The sequence below is a fragment of the Paenarthrobacter sp. CC6 genome, assembly GCF_040560085.1.
GTDB classification, from domain to species: domain Bacteria; phylum Actinomycetota; class Actinomycetes; order Actinomycetales; family Micrococcaceae; genus Arthrobacter; species Arthrobacter nicotinovorans.
On sequence record NZ_JARDAN010000015.1, the window covers coordinates 63,275 to 82,077 of the forward strand.

Annotated in this window: 15 protein-coding genes; 9 read left to right on the top strand and 6 right to left on the bottom strand. The window is 63.6% G+C overall.

Features of this window, described 5'->3' with window-relative positions; all coding sequences use genetic code 11:
• The first annotated feature begins 24 nt into the window (after positions 1–24).
• Entirely contained in the window at positions 25–936 is a 912-nt protein-coding gene (locus tag PV760_RS15295; protein ID WP_354628167.1) for a TrmH family RNA methyltransferase, read from the top strand.
• Between the two features lie 100 nt (positions 937–1,036).
• Positions 1,037–1,960: a cation diffusion facilitator family transporter gene (locus PV760_RS15300; RefSeq protein WP_039240632.1), complete on the top strand. Its 924-nt coding sequence runs from the start codon at positions 1,037–1,039 to the stop codon at positions 1,958–1,960.
• 106 nt (positions 1,961–2,066) lie between these two features.
• Here the strand turns inward: PV760_RS15300 and PV760_RS15305 are convergent, their stop codons facing one another.
• Positions 2,067–3,275: an MFS transporter gene (locus PV760_RS15305; protein WP_018779097.1), complete on the bottom strand. Its 1,209-nt coding sequence runs from the start codon at positions 3,273–3,275 to the stop codon at positions 2,067–2,069.
• 195 nt (positions 3,276–3,470) lie between these two features.
• Between PV760_RS15305 and PV760_RS15310 the strand changes: the two genes are divergently transcribed.
• A complete protein-coding gene (locus tag PV760_RS15310) occupies positions 3,471–3,923 on the top strand; it encodes a (deoxy)nucleoside triphosphate pyrophosphohydrolase (RefSeq protein WP_026267347.1) in 453 nt (150 codons plus the stop codon).
• Here PV760_RS15310 and PV760_RS15315 read toward each other — a convergent pair.
• Positions 3,920–5,014, bottom strand: a complete 1,095-nt coding sequence (locus PV760_RS15315; RefSeq protein ID WP_018779099.1) for an Rv2578c family radical SAM protein — start codon at positions 5,012–5,014, stop codon at positions 3,920–3,922. The genes PV760_RS15310 and PV760_RS15315 overlap by 4 nt on opposite strands.
• Positions 5,015–5,104: 90 nt before the next feature.
• On the opposite strand from PV760_RS15315, the gene pcp reads away from it, so the two are divergent.
• Complete coding sequence (pcp, locus tag PV760_RS15320) at positions 5,105–5,746, top strand: pyroglutamyl-peptidase I (RefSeq protein WP_055977893.1); 642 nt, start codon at positions 5,105–5,107, stop codon at positions 5,744–5,746.
• Positions 5,747–5,759: 13 nt separating this feature from the next.
• Here the strand turns inward: pcp and PV760_RS15325 are convergent, their stop codons facing one another.
• A complete protein-coding gene (locus tag PV760_RS15325; protein ID WP_039240640.1) occupies positions 5,760–6,389 on the bottom strand; it encodes an SIMPL domain-containing protein in 630 nt (209 codons plus the stop codon).
• A gap of 2 nt (positions 6,390–6,391) precedes the next feature.
• On the bottom strand, positions 6,392–6,838 hold the full coding sequence (locus PV760_RS15330; RefSeq protein ID WP_018779102.1) for a hypothetical protein: 447 nt from the start codon (positions 6,836–6,838) through the stop codon (positions 6,392–6,394).
• A 97-nt stretch (positions 6,839–6,935) separates the two neighbouring features.
• Between PV760_RS15330 and PV760_RS15335 the strand changes: the two genes are divergently transcribed.
• The 5 genes from PV760_RS15335 to PV760_RS15355 all read left to right on the top strand — a co-directional run bounded on the left by PV760_RS15335 (position 6,936) and on the right by PV760_RS15355 (position 13,486).
• Positions 6,936–7,871: an LppM family (lipo)protein gene (locus PV760_RS15335; protein WP_354628168.1), complete on the top strand. Its 936-nt coding sequence runs from the start codon at positions 6,936–6,938 to the stop codon at positions 7,869–7,871.
• A 197-nt stretch (positions 7,872–8,068) separates the two neighbouring features.
• Positions 8,069–9,130: a phenylalanine--tRNA ligase subunit alpha gene (pheS, locus tag PV760_RS15340; protein WP_039240644.1), complete on the top strand. Its 1,062-nt coding sequence runs from the start codon at positions 8,069–8,071 to the stop codon at positions 9,128–9,130.
• Positions 9,131–9,132: 2 nt separating this feature from the next.
• Complete coding sequence (gene pheT / locus PV760_RS15345) at positions 9,133–11,676, top strand: phenylalanine--tRNA ligase subunit beta (RefSeq protein WP_354628169.1); 2,544 nt, start codon at positions 9,133–9,135, stop codon at positions 11,674–11,676.
• A gap of 176 nt (positions 11,677–11,852) precedes the next feature.
• On the top strand, positions 11,853–12,719 hold the full coding sequence (locus PV760_RS15350) for a trypsin-like serine peptidase (RefSeq protein WP_039240648.1): 867 nt from the start codon (positions 11,853–11,855) through the stop codon (positions 12,717–12,719).
• Between the two features lie 131 nt (positions 12,720–12,850).
• Positions 12,851–13,486, top strand: a complete 636-nt coding sequence (locus PV760_RS15355; protein WP_354628170.1) for a 4'-phosphopantetheinyl transferase family protein — start codon at positions 12,851–12,853, stop codon at positions 13,484–13,486.
• Here the strand turns inward: PV760_RS15355 and PV760_RS15360 are convergent.
• Both PV760_RS15360 and PV760_RS15365 read right to left on the bottom strand, forming a co-directional pair.
• The gene (locus PV760_RS15360; RefSeq protein WP_039240651.1) at positions 13,483–14,820 is read right to left on the bottom strand and encodes a M1 family metallopeptidase; all 1,338 of its coding nucleotides are present in this window, start codon (positions 14,818–14,820) and stop codon (positions 13,483–13,485) included. The two genes, PV760_RS15355 and PV760_RS15360, sit on opposite strands and share 4 nt — an antisense overlap.
• Before the next feature lie 11 nt (positions 14,821–14,831).
• On the bottom strand, positions 14,832–18,788 hold the full coding sequence (locus PV760_RS15365; RefSeq protein WP_354628171.1) for a Pls/PosA family non-ribosomal peptide synthetase: 3,957 nt from the start codon (positions 18,786–18,788) through the stop codon (positions 14,832–14,834).
• Between the last annotated feature and the right edge of the window lie 15 nt (positions 18,789–18,803).

Consider the following 18,803-nt stretch of genomic DNA (forward strand, 5'->3'; position numbering starts at 1 on the left):
GCAACTGCCACTAAAGTTCTTTATATGAACGAAACCGGGCGCCCGCAAGACTTTCCGATGACCAACCCCCGAGCAGATCGGGTGAGGGATGTCGCAAAGCTTGCCGGGCGCCCGGCGCGTTTAAAGCGCGGGCGGTTCCTTGCTGAGGGGCCGCAGGCGGTGCGCGAGGCATTGACCCTGCACCGCGACCGGACAACGGCGGGCGGATCCGCCGTCGTACATGAAGTTTTCGCCAGCGAAGCGTGCCTTGATCGCCTCCCCGAGCTTGCCGACCTGGCGCGGGGGACGCTGCTGCGGCTGGCGAGCGATGAAGTACTAGCCGCCATGGCTGACACCGTTAACCCGCAAGGGATCGTAGCGGTCTGCAGTTTCGTGGACGTCAGCCTGGACTCGGTGCTCGACACCGGTCCGCAGCTTCTTGCTGTCATGTGCCAGGTGCGTGACCCCGGCAACGCCGGAACCGTGCTCCGCGCCGCCGATGCCGCTGGAGCAGACGCCGTGGTTCTCACCGGCTCCAGCGTAGACATCTATAACCCTAAAGCGGTGCGGTCCACCGCAGGCTCCCTGTTCCACCTCCCGGTGGTCCTGGGGGCGGACGTCGAGGAACTGGTTGCGCGGTGCCGGGAGCGGGGAATAGGCATCCTGGCCGCTGATGGCTATGGAACCCTCAATCTGGACAAGCTCCAGGATGAGAACGCTGCACGAAGGCTCGGCAACGGTTCCGTGGCCTCGGACTATGCCCTAGAGTCGCCTACAGCGTGGCTCTTCGGCAACGAAGCCCAAGGCTTGTCGGAGGACGAACTTGCACTGGCCGATCACCGTGTTGCCGTGCCCGTATACGGGGCGGCCGAGAGCCTGAACCTGGGTACCGCCGCCACTGTGTGTCTTTACGCCAGCGCACGTTCGCAGCAGGGCGCCCGAGTGGGGAATGCGTAAACAACGCGCCGCCGGGTACGGTATTGCTTGCAAGATCAGACGATGACGACTCTTCTTGGCCCTTTCCATTCTTTCCCAAACCCGAAGAGGTGAAGCTTTCGTGGCTGCTGGTGGTGGTACCAAAGCGATTGTTGCGGCTCTCGCCGCAAATCTAACGATTGCTGTTCTGAAGTTCATTGCATTTTTCCTGACAGCGTCATCGTCCATGCTCGCCGAGGCAATCCACTCAGTTGCCGACTCCGGCAACCAGATCCTGCTGCTGGTGGGCGGGAAGCGGTCCAAACGCGCCGCCAGTCCGGAACATCCGTTCGGCTATGGCCGCGAACGCTACATCTACGCCTTCATCGTGTCCATTGTCCTGTTCAGCGTCGGTGGCCTGTTTGCCCTTTACGAGGCCTGGGAGAAGTTCCAGCACCCGCACGGCATCGAAGGCGGCTTCTGGTGGGTTCCCTTGGCCGTGCTGGTGGGAGCGATCATTGCCGAAAGCTTCTCCTTCCGCACGGCGATCATCGAATCGAACCACATCCGCGGCAAGCAGAGCTGGGTCAAGTTTGTCCGCAATGCCAAGCAGCCCGAGTTGCCGGTCATTCTCTTGGAAGACTTCGGTGCCCTGCTTGGCCTGGTCTTCGCGCTCTTTGGTGTCAGCATGACGCTGGTCACCGGTAATGGCGTCTGGGATGCCCTCGGAACCGCGATGATCGGCCTGCTCCTGGTCGCAATTGCCGTGGTCCTGGCGATGGAAACCAAGTCCCTGCTGCTGGGCGAGTCTGCCACCAAGGAGGACGTCCAGCGTATTGCCGACGCCCTGCAGGCTGACGGGACCCGCATCATCCACCTCAAGACCATGCACCTCGGACCCGAAGAACTGCTGGTCGCCGCCAAGATTTCCATGGGAGCGTCCGAGACGGGCGAGCAGATCGCCCAGGGAATTGACGACGCCGAGCAGCGGATCCGTGCGGCGGTTCCCATCGCCCGGGTCATTTACCTTGAACCCGACATCGAACGGGTCCAGGCCCAGGCTTAGTCCCGACCGTCAGTCCCGTAGAGGCGACTAAAAAGAATGGCCCCGCATTTGCGGAGCCATTCTTTTTTGGGACAGATCGTTTCCCACCAGCCATTCTTCCCTTGGGTCAGGCAGCCAGCGCTTTCCTGCGTTCAAGTGCACCGCTGATGACGGCTACGACCAGTCCAAGGATGGCCAGGACTGCTCCCACCAGGGCCGGGGCTACGTAGCCCCAACCCCACGCGATGACTGTGCCGCCGAGGAAAGCGCCCAAGGCGTTGGCAATGTTCAGGGCTGAGTGGTTCAGCGAGGATGCCAGCGAGGCCGCCCCCGGTGCTGCGTCGAGAAGCCTGGTCTGCAAAGCAGGAGTCAGCATGGAACCGATGCCGCCGACGACGAAAGCCATCACGAACGCGGACCACGCCCAATGGGCGGCAATGGCGTAGACCACCAAGGCGGCGGCAATCCCCGGCATGACCCAATAAATGGTGCCCATGACGGACTTGTCCGCCAGCCGCCCACCGATGATGTTGCCAACCACCATGCCGAGCCCATAGAGGGCAACAACGGCCGGAATGAGGTTCTCCGGGATGCCGGCCACAGACGTCATCGTGTGGGCGATGTAGGTGTAAACGGCGAAGAATCCTCCGAAGCCGATGATCCCGATGAGCAACGCCAGCCATACTTGGAGCCTTTTGAGCGCCCCAAGTTCCCGACGGATGCTGGCATCCGGATGCGCGGCTTCGAAGGGGACGAACTTCCACACCATGGCAACAGTAAGCAGGCCGATGGCGCCCACTATGACAAACAGGAGCCGCCACCCGAAGGTTTGTCCCACCCAGGTGGCCAGCGGAACACCAATGACATTGGAGACCGTGAGTCCGGCCATCACCATTGAAATGGCCCAGCCGCGTTTGGTTGGTGCAACGAGGCCGGCTGCGATGACAGCCGCCACCCCGAAGAAGGCCCCGTGGGGGAGCCCGGAGGCAAACCGCGACAACAGCATCAAGCCGTAGTCAGGGGCGATGAAAGACGTGAGATTCGCCAGTGCCAGGAACAACATGAGGCCCAAGGCCAGGTTCTTCCTGGGTAGTTTGGCCCCCAAGGCGGCAAAGACGGGTGCGCCGATCACGACACCCAAGGCATACGCCGAGATGAGGTTTCCCGCTTCGGGGGTGCTGATGCCGAGTCCCTCTTCGACTTCCTTCAGCAGGCCCATCATGGCGAACTCGGTGGTTCCGATGGCAAATCCGCCCATGGCCAGAGCCAGGATGGCCAGGCCAAGGTGGCGTCGGGATTTTTTGGCGACGACGGGCTGGGACGTGGTGATAGACATAGACCTGCTTCTGGGGGCGTCTTGCGAGCTGGGAAGAATGGAAGAAAATCCGATAACAAGTCTAGTTCGCCGCCGGGGTAGGGGTTTACTTATGTGACTACGCCCATGTGCGCGGTCCGTGGACCTGCCGGCCCCTGAATCGTGCAGCCTCTGAACCGTGCGGCCTCTTGTACGGTCGGGCCCTAGACTGTTGCGGTGACTGCATTGATAAACGTCGTGGGTGCCGCCGTCGTCGACTCTTTGGAGGCCCCCGGCCGTTTGCTGGTTGCCCGTCGCACCGCCCCGCCTCAATTTGCCGGCATGTGGGAGTTCCCGGGTGGCAAGGTTGAATCCGGTGAAGCCCCGGAAGCGGCCCTCCACCGCGAACTCACTGAAGAGTTGGGGATCCAGGTCAAGCTCGGCCGGGAGCTGGAATCGGGCAAGCCGGACGGGTGGACCCTCAATGAACGGGCGTCCATGCGAGTGTGGTTTGCCGAGGTGACCGCTGGGGACCCGCTACCACTTGAAGACCATGACCAGCTTCAGTGGGTTTCGCTTGCCGACCCTGAGGAAGCGCTCGGCCTGGCGTGGATACCTGCGGATCTTCCGATTGTCCGTGCGCTCCTGCAACGGGTCTCGATGCCCGCCGAAGGCGTCCGGCCGGTCTAGAACAGAGTCTGTTGGCCCGGAAGGGGAACGGCAATGCCCGCCGTTTGGGCGTCAGTGGCGGCAGATGAATGCCGGGCGTTCCGATGGCTGAATCCGGAGCTTCCCGTGAAGCCGTATTTCGCCTTGAAGTGAGTGATTCTGCCGGTCAACCATGTGCGGTATTCCTTGGAGGCGTACCAGCCGTTGCCGTAGAGGCGCCGGTACTTGCCCACTAATCCGGGGTGCTGGGCGGCAAGCCAGTCCATGTACCACTCGCGTGTGCCGGGTTTGAGGTAGAGGGCTCCTGCCGATACTCCTGTGGCGCCGGCCTGGGCCAGTCCGGCGAACAGGGAGTCCAAGGCTTCGTCGGAATCCGTGAGCCACGGCAGGATGGGCATCGCCATGACACCGCATCCCAAGCCGGCGTCGCGGAGCCGGGCAATAAGCTTCAAGCGGGCCCTGGGGGAGGGAGTGCCGGGCTCGATGAGTGCGGCGAGGTCCTCGTTGGTCATGGCCAGGGAAATGCCCAGATCCACGGGAACCTGGGTGGCAGCATGCTTGAGCAAGGGGATGTCCCGCGCCAAGAGTGTGCCTTTGGTCAAGATGGAGAACGGCGTGCCCGAATCCGCAAGGGCCCGGATGATCCCGGGCATCAGGGCGTAGCGGCCCTCCGCCCTCTGATACGGGTCCGTGTTGGTGCCCAGGGCAACCTGATGGTGTCCCCAGGACGGCTTGGCGAGTTCTTTGCGGAGCACCTCGGCAGCATTGATCTTGACGACAACCTGGGAGTCGAAGTCCCGGCCCGCATCGAATTCCAGATACGTGTGGCTTTTGCGTGCGAAGCAATAGACACAGGCATGGCTGCACCCGCGGTAGGGGTTGACCGTCCATTCGAACGGCATGTTCGAACCGGTGGGCACCTTGTTGAGCACTGACTTTGCGGTGACCTCATGAAAGGTGACCCCGGAGAATTCGGGTGTGGAGACGGAACGCACAAGCCCGGCCAAGGGCAGCAAGGCATCCATCGCCGGGGCAGGGCGTGGAACGATGCTGCCATCCGCATCCGGTGCCGGTTCACGCGTCGGTGAAAGTGCTTGTGCGTCCCATCTCATGAACTCCATTCGAATGTATGTTCGAACCAATGTCAAGGCCTCCGAATATTCGTATCCCACGGCCGGGCCCCTCGTTGCTAAGGTAGGCCCATGATTCTGCTCACGGGTTTCGAACCGTTCGGCCGGGATACGGTCAATCCCTCCTGGCTTGCCGTCCAGCTCGCCAGGGAGAGCCTCCAGGCAGAGGGGTTCGCCGTGGAGGCCATCGAGTTGCCCTGCGTTTTCGGAGAGTCACTGGAGGTCCTCCACCAGGCCATTTCGCGTCTCACTCCGGAGGTGGTGGTCTGCGTGGGCTTGGCCGGTGGCCGGGACCGGGTATCGCTGGAACGCGTCGCCATCAACTGCGATGATGCCCGGATCCCGGACAACAAGGGCCAGCGCCCCATTGATGAAGAAGTGATCCCCGGAGGACCTGCAGCATACTTCTCCAGCCTGCCGATCAAGGCCGCGCTCAGGAACCTGCAGATCGCGGGGATCAAAGGTGAAATCTCCCAGACAGCCGGTACCTACGTGTGCAACCACGTGTTTTACGGCTTGATGAATGCACTGGCGTCCCGGCCGGGCGTTCGGGGCGGTTTCGTTCACGTTCCCTATCTTCCGGAACAGGTCACGCCGGAAGGGGCAGCTCCATCAATGCCGCTGGAGCTGACGGCCGAGGGGATCGCCGTAGTTGTCCGCACTGCGCTCAACACCCCGGTGGATACCAAACTGCCCGCCGGGGCAATCCACTAGCGAGGGCCATCCACTAGATAAGTTCCCATTCCACCGTGACGCTGGCGGAGATGACAGATTCACCGGCCTCAACCGGCAGGGTCTCTGCGACGTAGGACGCCCGGACCATTCCACCCATGGGAACCGGGCCGCTGTGTACCGGTTGCTGGGAGATGGACACCACGGATCCCAGCCGGGCGGAGGCCAGCGCCGCGTACTGTTCGGCCCGGGCCAAGGCATCCTGCCAGGCGGCTTCCTGGGCTTGTGCCGTGGCGCGGGAGGGGTCGGCCAGTCCTTGCTCCAGGCCGTTGATGCGGATGTCATCGCCGCCGGCCGCGACGGCTGCAGCAATTGCTGCCGGTGCGTCCCCATGCGACCGGATACCGACGTGCAGTGTCGTGGACGCTACGTAAGCCGACACCTTCTGGCCTTGACCTTCAACCCACATCACATCGGCCCGCAGGTTCAGCCCGCTCGTCCGCAGGTCCCCGTCCCCGATACCCGCTGCGCGCAAGCTTGCCGCGACGGCGGCCGCTGACGTGCCGGCGTCGTCGTATGCTTTCGCCGCGGTTTCCCGTCGCGTCTCCACGCCCAAAGTCAGCGTCACCAGGTCCGGAGCAGCCGTTGCGCTCCCTGTACCCGTCACGGTGATGGTTCGCTCCATGGCTAAGCCTCGATTCGATCATGGGCAGGATGGTCCTGCCGGCGGTTGGTGGGTTCGATGTAGCCGCCTGCTTCCAGCCCGGCCTGGCGCTCGAACCAGTTACCCAGTCCCGGATTACCGGTCCGGACCATCGACCAGCAGGCCGCAGCCCCGTAAAGGACCAGGAACGGAAGCCCGAGGCAATACGCATACTGCGTGCTGTGCCGTTCCTCGTGGCCCAGCAGCACAGGGTTGGTTCCGGCAACACCGTACGGAGCCCGGTACACAACCACGTTGCCGACCGTAAAGGCCCCGGCAAGGGGGAGCCTCCACTGGTAACCGGACGCAATCAGCAGGCCGCGCGGCCCGCGCGACAACTTCGACCGTGACGTGACGGCCACCGCCAGTCCGAGCGGAGTGGACAGGTTCAGGACGTTGGCGATCTGCCGGAGGCGTTGCGCGGGAGTCATGAAGCCATGCTAGACCCGCGGCGTGTGGCAGGGCGCGGACGGCAGGGATACGCTGTTCGAGCACTCACTCGTGCAGGGGATGAATGGGGAAAGAAACATGAACGTAAAACGCGCCATAGGCGTGCTCGGTGTGCTGATTGCCGTCATGGTGGCCTTGACCGGATGCGTCAAGCTCAACATGTCAGTCAAGGTCAATAACGAGAAAAGCGTCGACTACGAGGTTGTATACGCGATCCAAAAGTCGGTTCTGGGGGACAAGTCCTTCGACGACTTCATGAAGTCCAATGGCGGCGGCAGCCAGGAGATGGACATTCCTGAGGGTGCCACCGTGGTGGACTACGAAGACGACAAGTACAAGGGCAAGCGGATCACGGCGGTGAACCTTGACCCGGCCAAGCTGGCCGAATCGTCCAGCTCCGAGAACCCTTTTGATCTGAAAAAGGATGGAGACTTCTACGTCATGTCCATGGGAAGTGTTACGGGAGCTGACAGCAGCGATCCCCAGGCATCCGCCATGGCAAAGTCGATGTTCGACGAAGCGTCCGTCAAGTTCACCTTCCCCGGGAAGATCGTTGAAGCCAACGGTGCAGTCGTTGATGGCAACACGGCAACATTCGACATGCTGTCCATCAAGGAGACGGCTGTTCAGGTAAAGGCCGAGGCCAATGCCGGCATCCCGGGGTGGATCATCTGGACCCTCGTTGCCCTGCTGGTGGTTGCTGCGGCGCTGGTGCTGCTGTTCGTGCTGTTACGCAGGAAGTCAGCCCGGCAGTCGCCGGCGCTCGCAGGTGCCCCAGTGTACGGCCAGGACGTGAACGGCCCGGGGCAGCCCGGTTACCCCGCACCGCAGTCACCATCGGGACAGCCCGGGTACCCTGCGCCGCAGCCTGGCCAGCCGGCCCAGTCGCCACAGCAGGACTGGGCCGGTCAGGGCTACACGCCCGGCGCGCAGTCCACGCCGCAGCACGGGAATGGTCACGACGACGGCCAGGTACCTCCGCCGCCGGCCGCACCACCGGCTTCGGGCGCCTAAGCGCCCGGCTGCGTACCGCCGTCGTGATGAAAGGCGGCGGCTGTTTCACATAGCGGGATGCGCTCGGGCGGGTTAAATCCCGCATGTGCGCTTCAACTAGACTGAGGGGTAGTGCCCGCCGTCCGCGGCGAGCACTACCCCTTTGTTTTGCAGGCCTGCATTGCCGGCCGCTCCCAACTCATAGCTAAGAACAGTAGATGACTGACACTTTGCCAGGCGCCGCCATCCCGAATCCGCTGGATGAAGCCGCCATCAACGCCGCCGTCGAGGACGCCATCGCCGCAATTGCGGCCGCGTCTTCCCTTGATGAACTCAAGGCTGTCCGCCTCGCCCACACCGGCGAGAAGTCGCCCCTGAGTCTTGCCAACCGCGAAATCGGTGGCTTGGCCAAGGAACACAAGGCAGCTGCGGGCAAGCTCATGGGCTCCTCGCGTGGCCGGGTCAATCAAGCGCTCGCGGCAAGGACCCAGGTTCTGGAGGCTGAGAATGATGCCCGCATCCTGATCGAGGAAACGGTCGATGTTACAGCGGCCCCGCGCCGTCGCCGCGCCGGTGCCCGCCACCCGCTGTCCACCTTGCAGGACAGGGTGTCGGACATCTTCGTTGGCATGGGTTGGGAGATCGCCGAAGGACCCGAGGTGGAGTCCGAGTGGTTCAACTTCGATGCCCTGAACTTCAAGCCGGACCACCCGGCACGCGAAATGCAGGACACGTTCTTCGTGGAGCCTCCCGAGGCGCACCTGCTCATGCGCACGCACACTTCACCGGTACAGGTTCGTTCCATGCTGGAGCGCGAAGTGCCTATCTATGTCCTGTGCCCGGGCAAAGTGTTCCGGACCGACGAGCTCGACGCGACGCACACACCGGTGTTCCACCAGTTCGAGGGTCTCGCAATCGACAAGAACCTCAGCATGGCTGACCTGCGCGGCACGCTGGAGCATTTCGCACGCCAGATGTTCGGCGACGAAGCCTCCATCCGTCTGCGCCCAAACTACTTCCCGTTCACCGAGCCGTCGGCAGAACTCGACATCTGGCACCCGGGCGCCAAGGGCGGCCCACGCTGGATCGAGTGGGGCGGCTGCGGCATGGTCAACGCCAATGTCCTGCGGGCTGCCGGGATCGATCCGGACATCTATTCAGGTTTTGCTTTCGGTATGGGCATTGAGCGCACGCTCATGTTCCGCAACGAGGTCGGCGACATGCGCGACATGATCGAAGGCGATGTACGTTTCAGCGAGCACTTCGGGATGGAGATCTAACAGTGCGTATCCCACTTTCCTGGTTGCGTGAGTTCGCGCAGGTTCCGGCCGAAGCTACGGCCGAAGATGTCATGGCTGACCTGGTCAAGGTCGGCTTTGAAGAAGAAGATGTCCACCGTCCCACCGATGAGCTGAAGGGCCCTGTGGTTGTTGGGCAGGTGCTGAGCCTGGTCAAGGAACCGCAGACCAACGGCAAGACCATCAACTGGTGCCAGGTCCGGGTTGTCCCAGAGGGCCAGGAGCAGACCCTCACCGGCAAGGGCATCGACCCCTCCGGCGTGCAGGGCATCATTTGCGGCGCCCACAACTTTGTTGAGGGCGACAAGGTTGTTGTTACCTTGCCCGGAGCCGTACTGCCCGGAAACTTCCAGATCTCGGCCCGCAAGACCTATGGCCACCTGTCTGCCGGCATGATCGCATCCGTGCGAGAGCTGGGCATCGGCGATGACCACGATGGCATTTTGGTCCTCTCCCGCATCGGCCTCGACCCCGAGATCGGCACTGACGCCATGGAGCTGCTGGGTCTGTACGACCAGGCAGCCGAAATCAATGTCACTCCGGACCGCGGCTACGCATTCTCCATCCGTGGGGTTGCCCGCGAGTACGCCCACGCCACGGGAACTTCGTTCGTGGATCCGGCGTCCAAGGTCAACGCGCCTGCTTCCCTGCAGGGTGGCTACGGAGTCAAGCTCAACGACGATGCTCCCATTTACGGCAAGCCGGGCTGCGATCGTTTTGTTGCGCGCACGGTCCGGGGCGTGGATGCCTCCCGCCCCACCCCGCCGTGGATGTCCTCACGCCTCCGCCTGGCCGGCGTACGTTCCATCTCGTTGCCCGTGGATATTTCCAACTACGTCATGTTGGAGCTTGGCCAGCCGAACCACTGCTACGACCTCGACAAGCTTTCGGGCGACATCGTTGTCCGCCGCGCGGTCGCGGGGGAGAAGATCACCACGCTCGATGACAAGGAGCGCACACTCGACGCCGAGGACCTGCTGATCACGGATGATTCGGGTGCGATCGGCATCGCAGGCGTGATGGGTGGCGCCTACACCGAGGTTTCCGATTCCACCACGAATATCCTTGTGGAAGCCGCGCACTTCGACGAAGTATCCATTGCCCGCTCACGCCGCCGCCACAAGCTGCCGTCCGAGGCGTCCAAGCGCTTCGAACGCGGTGTGGACTGGCATGTCGCCAACGTCGCCGCCCAGCGCGTGGTGGACCTCCTGGTGGAACTCGCCGGAGGTACCGCGGACGAGACCGGTACCGACGTCGGAACGGCGCCTGACGCCGTCGTGATTGAGCTGCCTGCCGGTTATGCTTCCGCGCGTATCGGCATCGACTTCACCGAAGATCAGATCACCACCTCCCTTGAGGACCTGGGGGCCGTGGTGGAGAAGACCTCCTCCGGTTACCGCGTGACTGCACCAAGCTGGCGCAACGACCTCGAAACCAAGGACGACCTCTCCGAGGAAATCGCCCGTCTTGTGGGCTACGACAACATCCCGGCTACCTTGCCGGTGGCTCCTCCGGGACGCGGATTGAGCCGCACGCAGCAGCAGAAGCGCCGCGTCGTGCAGGCCCTGGCCGATGCCGGGCTGACCGAGGTGCTGTCCTACCCCTTCGTCACGAAGGCAGCCAACGACACCTTCGGAGTGGCGGAGGAAGGCGCTGCCCGTCCGGCGTTGAAGCTCGCCAACCCGATCAGCGAGGAACAGGGGTATCTCCGGACGTCCATCCTGCCGGGCCTGATTGAGGTGGCACGCCGCAACCACTCGCGCGGTTTCCGCGATCTTGCACTCTACGAGGCCGGCTCGGTCTTCCTGCCGGGTGACAAGCTCGGAACGGAGTCCATCCCGCCGTTGGGTGTCAAGCCCTCCGATGAGGTGCTGGATGCACTGTACGACGGCGTCCCTGACCAGCCGCTGCACATCGCCGCGGTCCTGACCGGTCACGATTCTCCGGCTGCCGCCACACACAAGCCGCGTGCCTGGGACTGGGCCGACGCCCTGGACGTGGCCCGGCTGACAGCAGACGTTTTGGGCGTTGAACTGGTTGTCAGCCAAGGCAGCCACCAGGCATTTCATCCCGGGCGCGCGGCGCAGCTCGCACTGCGCAACGGCGACGTGGTTGGATACGCAGGGGAACTCCATCCCAAGCTCCTTGCTGCGCACGACATGCCTGCGCGTTCAGTAGCGGTTGAGGTGGATGTCGATGCCTTGTTCGAAGCTGCCGCCGACGTGATTGTCGCCAAGCACATCTCCGGGTTCCCGGTGGCGACGCAGGACGTTGCCCTGGTAGTTCCCCTGGACGTTCCGGCCGATCAGGTCCTGTCCGCACTCCGTGAGGGTGCAGGTGAGCTCCTTGAGGACGTCTCGTTGTTCGACGTCTACGTGGGCCCGGGCATCGATGACGGTAAGAAGTCGCTCGCCTTCGGCCTGCGGTTCCGCGCAAACGACCGCACGCTGACGGCGGATGAGGCTTCGGAGGCCCGCGCTGCTGCCGTGGCCGTAGCCGCCGACCGCTTTGGAGCTGTCCAGCGCTAGCTCGAATCAAGAAAACCCCGGGGCTGCTGTCCCGGGGTTTTCTTTTTAACGAGATTCAACTCCCAACATCTTGACAGGCTGTTCACATGTGTATGACAGTTTTGTCATACACATGTGAAGCATGTGTATCACATCCCTCGAACGGTTCCACGGGAGCCGTCCTTTGAAAGGTACCCATGAAGAAGCAGAACATTGCTGTGCTTGTCGGGGCTGCAGTTGTGGCTTTGACGTCCTCGCTTGGTGGAGCTGCGGTAGCGTCAGAGCCGACGCCGCAGGCCGCCATTTCCGGGGTGCAGCCTGTGTCGCACACGGTGGACAAGACGCAGACGTCAGGGTCCGCGGCATCTCCGCTGGCCGACAAGTACACTCTGGCGATGCCCTCCAAGGGTGGCGGCGCTTCCACGGACTCAGTCATCGGCGCTGATGGCAGGGTAAGGATCACGAACACCACGGCCGCGCCCAACCGCTCGATCGTGCAGATCGAATTCAACGGAGGCTACATCTGCTCCGGCGCCCTCATTTCGGATGACACCGTGCTGACCGCGGGCCACTGCGTGCACGAAGGTGGCACGGGTTCCACAGCGGATTACTCCTGGGGTGTGAAAGTGGCTCCCGGCCGGAACGGATCAACTGATCCTTACGGTACCTGTGGAGCTACCCAGCTCCTGACGGATCAGCGCTGGATTGATTCGGCCAACACCAATGCCGACTGGGGAGTCATCAAGCTCGACTGCACCATCGGCAACACCACCGGCTGGCTGAACTACACCGGAACGACCACCAGCCTGAACGGAACCACCGCGACGGTCCGGGGCTATCCCGGTGACAAGGCCTTCGGCACCATGTGGTCCATGACCGGTTCCATTGACAGCACCCAGGCCGAGAAGGTCTTTTACAAGATGGACACCTACGGCGGCCAGAGTGGCGCGCCCGTCTACAACAGCTCCAACACCATCGTGGCCATCCACACTAACGGAGGCAGCTCGAACTCAGGCACGCGCATCACGCCCACCCTGGCGAGCTACCTGAACTCGGTGAAGTAGCGCCGGTGGGTTAACTCAGCAACAGTGTTCCCCGCAGCAATCCTGGCTGCGGGGAACACTGTTGTTTGCCCGGTAAACATCACCACCACGCTACAGTTTGCTGGGGACAAAGCCGCGAAAGGGGGGGAGTGATGGACGAGCCTGTACTTGAGTTGCGCAGGCTGGACGAAGTTCCAGCTGCCGAGCGCTTCACACGACTCGGCAAACCCGCCCAGCAACGTGCGCTCCATTTAGCCAACCCCAAGGACCGTGAAGAATTCGTCGCTGGCCGGCTGGCCCTGCTGAATTTTGCCGCCTCGCTTCTCGACGTCGATCCCGTACACCTCGGGCCTGATTATCATTGCCCGCAGTGCGGTCCCGGCCAGGATCACGGCCGCCCCGGCTTCCTTCTCGACGGCGGTCCGGCGCCTCTGCTGCTGAGCGCATCCCGGGCGTCGGGCTGGGTGCTGCTGGCCGGCGTCGTGCATCCAACAGATGGCTCCCGGCTGGGAGTGGATCTGGAAGCGATAGAGGGGGTTGGCTTCGACGGATTCGATGACGTGGCCCTGACCGAAAGCGAGAAGCGTTTCCTGGCGTCCTTCCCGGAACAGGACCAAGCCACGCTGCGGGCCCGACTCTGGGCGCGCAAAGAGGCATGGTTGAAGGTGACAGGCGAGGGCCTGAGGCATAACCCTGCGGAACTGGATGTGCTGAGCCTGCCCGGTCTGCACGACATCACCCACATGCAACTACCTGACGGACTGGTGGCCGCCCTGGCCCGGGGTTAGCGTGCTGCAGGCAGCGGCGGAAGCGCGGCTTCGTAAAGCCAGGGCCGGAGAATTCCAGCAGCATCGATCCCCGGAATGAAGGCGTCTGCAGCTGCGATGAACGATTCCGTGGATACTGACCCGTGCCGGTTCGCGGCGGTCCACTCCTGCAGGAAGCCAAAGAACGCTTCATCCCCGGCAGCCATCCGCAGAGCGTGGACGGCCAGCGCCCCGCGCTTGTAGACACGGTCATCGAACATCAGCTCCGGGCCGGGGTCGCCCACCAGCAGGTCCTGGGGCCCGGCATCGAGCCTCTTCCATGCAGCCGATGCCCGCGCCGCAACAGTCATGGTGCCGGATTCCTCGGACCACAACCATTCGGCGTAGCAGGCAAATCCCTCATGAAGCCAAATGTCCTTCCAGTTGCTGACCGTCAGCGAATTCCCAAACCATTGGTGGGAGAGCTCGTGGGCGATCAGCCGCTGGGAATCCCAGGCATCCTTCATGTGGTTTCGGCCGAAAATGGAGACCGTCTGGGCTTCCAAAGGAATTTCCAGCTCGTCTTCAGTGACCACCGAGGTGTAGTCCGCGAACGGGTACGGGCCGAAGCAGTCCTCGAATGTCCGCATCATGTCCGGTTGGCGACGCAGGCCCTGAAGGGCGTCCCCGGTCATTTCAGGAGTCACGGCAACGTACTGGGGGACCCGGTGGTGTGCGCCGTCCAACTGCAGCGGGACTTTGGCGTAACGGCCTATTTGAACGGTGGCCAGGTAGGTCGCCATCGGCTCAACCTGCTCGTAGACCCACGTTTCCCGGCTGGATTTGCGGGAATGGGACACGAGCCTGCCGTTGCACACCGGGCGGTAGTTCTCGTCAGTGGTCACGGAAATCAGGAAGCTGGACTTGTATCGGGGGTGGTCATTGCAGGGGAACCATGAGGCCGCGCCGTTGGGCTGGCCGGCCACCAGTACGCCGTCGTTCAGTTCTTCCCAACCCACGTCGCCCCACAACCCGCGCCGTGGTTGCGGATTGCCGTCATAGCGGATCTCCAGGGAAAACTGCTGCCCGGTTTTGAGGGCCGAGGCCGGATTGAGGACCAGGTGCTCGGCACGGTGGCTGAATTTCTGCACCTTCTTGCCGTCCATATGCACCTTCGACGCCCGCAAGCCCACCAGGTCCAGGACAACCTGTGTGCTTGCTTCCAAAGCTGTGCACTTCAGGACCGCTCTGCCCATCAGCTTGTTGCTGCCCAGCCTGACATCGAGCTCCAGCTCGTATCGGTCCACCCGGTAGCGCGTGCTTCCGTGGTCCAGGGTGTAGGGGTCGGGACTGGGGGTGCTGATGGGTGCGGTCATTAGCTCCCAATCTACTTGAGACGGGGAGCTTGTGCTGACGGACCCACCCACGGGCTCACCGGGTTACCCATCCAGTACGTCCCTGCGGGGACGGTTTCGCCGCGCATGACCAACGACGCCGGACCAACAGTCCCGCCGTCACCGATACTGGCCGCGGGGAGGATGACGCCGTGCGGCCCCATCGTAGCCCCGTTGCCCAGTGTCACGGTGTCCAGGCTCATGACGCGATCATGGAACAGGTGAGTTTGGACGACGCAACCCCGGTTGACGGTGGAGTTCTCGCCCAAGGTTACGAGGTCGGCTTCGGGCAGCCAATAGCTTTCGCACCACGTGCCGCGGCCAATCTTTGCGCCGAGGCCGCGGAGCCACCACACCAGGGCCGGAGTGCCCGCCGCCGACCTGGCAAACCACGGCGCGCTGACCATTTCGATGAAGGTGTCCACCACCTCGTTGCGCCAAATGAACGAACTCCACAGGGGGTGTTCGCCGGCCCGGATGGTTCCCACCAGAACCCATTTGGCAACAATGGAGCTGAGCGCTGCCACCGCTCCAGCGGCCAGCATCACGATGCCGCACAGCAGGGCAGCAATCCAGTAGCCCCATCCGCGCGCGATCCAGTCCAGGAACACCATGACGGCCACGGCGATGGAAACAGTGAGGATGACGGGCACCAGCCGGCACAGTTCCCACAACGCCCGTGCCAGCTTGAGTTTGAACGGCGGCTTGAAGGTGCGGCTCTGGTCAGCGTCGACGGCGGTGCGGCGCAACCTCACAGGCGGGCTGCCCAGCCACGATGTTCCGGATTTGGCTTTGGCCGGGGTGGCTGACAATACCGCGACGAGGGAATTCTTGGGCACATTGCGTCCGGCAGCGGTCATGCCCGAGTTGCCGAGGAAGGAGCGTTTCCCGATCTTGGCCGGGGCAATCTTCATCCAGCCGCCACCGAGTTCGTAGGAAGCCACCATGGTGTCGTCGGCGAGGAACGCGCCGTCGCCTATGGTGGTCATCCTGGGGACCAGCAGCACCGTCGAGGCTTCCACGTTCTTGCCCACTTTGGCTCCCAGCAAGCGCAACCAGACAGGTGTGAACAGGCTGGCGTAGATGGGGAAGAGAAGGTCCCGTGCCATGTCCAGGAGGCGTTCAGTTGCCCACACCTGCCAGCCGATGCGGCTGCGGACGCGGTAATGCCCCTCTTTGAGTCCCACGCCCAGGAGCCTGGCCATCAAAAGAATCAGAAGGAGGTTACCGAGGAACCACACCAGCGCTGCCAACGGTGCGGACAGGGCGATCCCGGGGAGCGCGGTTTCCAAGGAATCGTGTCCTTGGATGAAGGCGAGGATGACCATGGCACCGGCGAAGGCAGAGATGTAGGGGATCAGGGCGAGCAGGGCCGACGCGCCAGCAAAAGCAAGGAGCCACAGCCGGTCGACCGCCGAACGACGGATCATCGCTTCGGGCCAATCGTGTTTGGCCTTGCCGCGCCGTTCCGCCGGTGAGCCCGCCACCAGGTGGCCGGCCTTGACCTTGCCGAAAACTGCGGAGCCAGGCTCTACGTGGGCCCCGGCGCCGATGCTGGCTCCAGGCATGAGCGTGCTGCGGGAACCCACAACGGCGCCCGCTCCAACATGGACCTGGCCAATGTGGACCGAATCGCCATCCACCCACCAGCCGGACAGGTCCACCTCGGGCTCAATATTGACTCCGCTGCCCAGTGACAGGAGGCCAGTGACGGGCGGAAGCGAGTGAAGGTGCACGTCCCGGCCGATTTTGGCCCCGAGGGCACGCGCATAGTAGGGAACGAATGGGGCGCTGGCCAGCCCGATGGCGCCGGACAGGTCCTGGATCTGTTCGGCCAGCCACAGCCGCAAGTGGGTCTTGCCGGACCTGGGGTAGGTACCGGGCTCGACCCTTCCCAGCAGCAATCGTGCCGCCACCACGGAGATGGCCATGCGTCCCAGTGGGCTGACGAAGATCAGCCAGGACAAGCCGATCCACCACCAGGAAACGACCGGAGCGGCAGAAAAACCGGCGAAGTCAGCCAGCAACTTGTTGGCAGCCATGAGATAGGTCAGCCAACGCATTCCCACCAGGATGTGCAACGGAACGCCCATCAGGACTTGGAAGATCTGCGACTTCAAGGCGGTGGGGCGGACGGTTCGCTCGGCAGCGGGACCCGGGGCGCCGCCGTCGGGAAGTGACTGGCGGGCGGCGTCGATCAGTGCGCCGACGCGCGGTGTCGCGTAAATATCGGCGACGGTAATGGTGGGGTACCTGACGCGAAGGGCGGAGACGAGCTGGGCCGCTGCCAGGGACCCGCCACCGTAGGCGAAGAAATCGGCGTCGAGCGAACTCACGGGACTGCCGAGGACCGCTTCCCATTGCTCCACCACCCAGCGGGCGTCATCGGGCAGGTTCAAGGGGGCGTTGCTCGCCTCCGTAGCGCCGGCGCCGGCCAGGGGCCAGGGGAGCGCATGGCGATCCACCTTGCCGCTGGTCTTGGTGGGCAACGAATCCACCACGGTCAGCAAGGGGATCAACGCAGCCGGAAGGCTTTCGCCAAGCAACCTGCGGGCTTCGTCCATGCTCAGCTCGTAACCGTCAACGGGAGCCAGATAGCCCACCAGTATCTGGTTGCCGGCCGCTGTCGTCTGCACGGCAGCAGCCGCACCGGCGACGCCGGGCAAGGACTGCAGCGCTGCATCGACCTCGCCCAGTTCAATCCTGCGGCCGCCGAGTTTGACCTGTTCATCGGCCCGGCCCATGAAGATCAGGCCCTCGGCTTCGAACCGCACCAAGTCACCCGAGCGGTAGGCCCGGTCCCAGCCCAGCGTGGGCATGGGTGCGTACTTCTCGGCGTCCTTGGCGGGATCGAGGTAGCGCGCAAGGCCGACGCCGCCGATGATGAGTTCGCCGATGTCACCTTCGGCGACCGGAACGCCACTGGAATCGACGACGGCGAGGTCCCACCCGTCCAGCGGAAGCCCGATCCGCACGGGGCCGGGTCCGCCCAAGGGAGCGGCGCACGCAACGACGGTGGCTTCCGTGGGGCCGTAGGTGTTCCAGACTTCGCGACCGTCCACAGCGAGCCGCTCGGCGAGCTCCGGAGGGCAGGCTTCGCCACCGAAAACGAGAAGACGGACGTTTTCCAGTGCCTCGGCCGGCCACAGGGCGGCGAGCGTCGGCACTGTGGACACCACGGTGATGCCGTGGTTGATCAGCCAGGGACCGAGGTCCATTCCGGTGCGAACCAGAGCGCGGGGCGCAGGCACCAGACACGCTCCATGGCGCCAGGCCAGCCACATCTCTTCGCACGAGGCGTCGAAGGCCACCGAGAGGCCGGCAAGCACCCGGTCCTGGGGGCCGATGGGTTCGGCCTGGAGGAAGAGCCTGGCTTCGGCGTCCACGAAGGCGGCGGACGAACGGTGCTTGACGGCCACACCCTTGGGAGTGCCGGTGGATCCCGAAGTGAAGATAATCCAGGAATCATCGTCCAGCCCAGGTCTTGCCGGATTGGAGAGAGGTGCGCGCGAAGCACCGGAAAGCCGGACGTCCAGCCCCGCACCGATGACTGCCGTCACTTTGGCCTCCCCGAACACCAAGCGTGCCCGTTCCTCGGGATCGTCGGCGTCGACGGGCACGTAGGCGGCCCCGGCCATCAGGATGCCGAGGATAGCCACGTAGAGCTCATTGGTTCCGGACGGCATGCGGACACCGATTTTCGCACCAGGGCCCAGACCCGCTGCGTTCAGGGTCCGCGCAAAAGAGCTGACGGCGGCGAGAAGTTCGGTGTAGCTAAGTGACTTGTGGCCGTCGTCCAGCGCTGAGGACTCCGGAAAGGAAGCCGCGGTGGCCTCCAGGATGTCCACGAGGGTACGTTCGGCAGGTGCTGCGGTGCCGCCCGGCAGCTGGGGGCGGTACGTGGTCAGGGCAGGCGTCTGCCCGGCCCCCACGGAATGTTCTGTGCTCACGGGGTCAGCTTTTCG

Excerpts from the sequence above, each read along its gene's own strand:
- PV760_RS15295 (WP_354628167.1), top strand. The coding sequence starts at position 25 with ATGAACGAAACCGGGCGCCCGCAAGACTTTCCGATGACCAACCCCCGA.
- PV760_RS15305 (WP_018779097.1), bottom strand. The coding sequence starts at position 3,275 with ATGTCTATCACCACGTCCCAGCCCGTCGTCGCCAAAAAATCCCGACGC.
- PV760_RS15315 (WP_018779099.1), bottom strand. The coding sequence starts at position 5,014 with ATGAGATGGGACGCACAAGCACTTTCACCGACGCGTGAACCGGCACCG.
- pcp (WP_055977893.1), top strand. The coding sequence starts at position 5,105 with ATGATTCTGCTCACGGGTTTCGAACCGTTCGGCCGGGATACGGTCAAT.
- PV760_RS15325 (WP_039240640.1), bottom strand. The coding sequence starts at position 6,389 with ATGGAGCGAACCATCACCGTGACGGGTACAGGGAGCGCAACGGCTGCT.
- PV760_RS15330 (WP_018779102.1), bottom strand. The coding sequence starts at position 6,838 with ATGACTCCCGCGCAACGCCTCCGGCAGATCGCCAACGTCCTGAACCTG.
- PV760_RS15335 (WP_354628168.1), top strand. The coding sequence starts at position 6,936 with ATGAACGTAAAACGCGCCATAGGCGTGCTCGGTGTGCTGATTGCCGTC.
- pheS (WP_039240644.1), top strand. The coding sequence starts at position 8,069 with ATGACTGACACTTTGCCAGGCGCCGCCATCCCGAATCCGCTGGATGAA.
- PV760_RS15350 (WP_039240648.1), top strand. The coding sequence starts at position 11,853 with ATGAAGAAGCAGAACATTGCTGTGCTTGTCGGGGCTGCAGTTGTGGCT.
- PV760_RS15355 (WP_354628170.1), top strand. The coding sequence starts at position 12,851 with ATGGACGAGCCTGTACTTGAGTTGCGCAGGCTGGACGAAGTTCCAGCT.
- PV760_RS15360 (WP_039240651.1), bottom strand. The coding sequence starts at position 14,820 with ATGACCGCACCCATCAGCACCCCCAGTCCCGACCCCTACACCCTGGAC.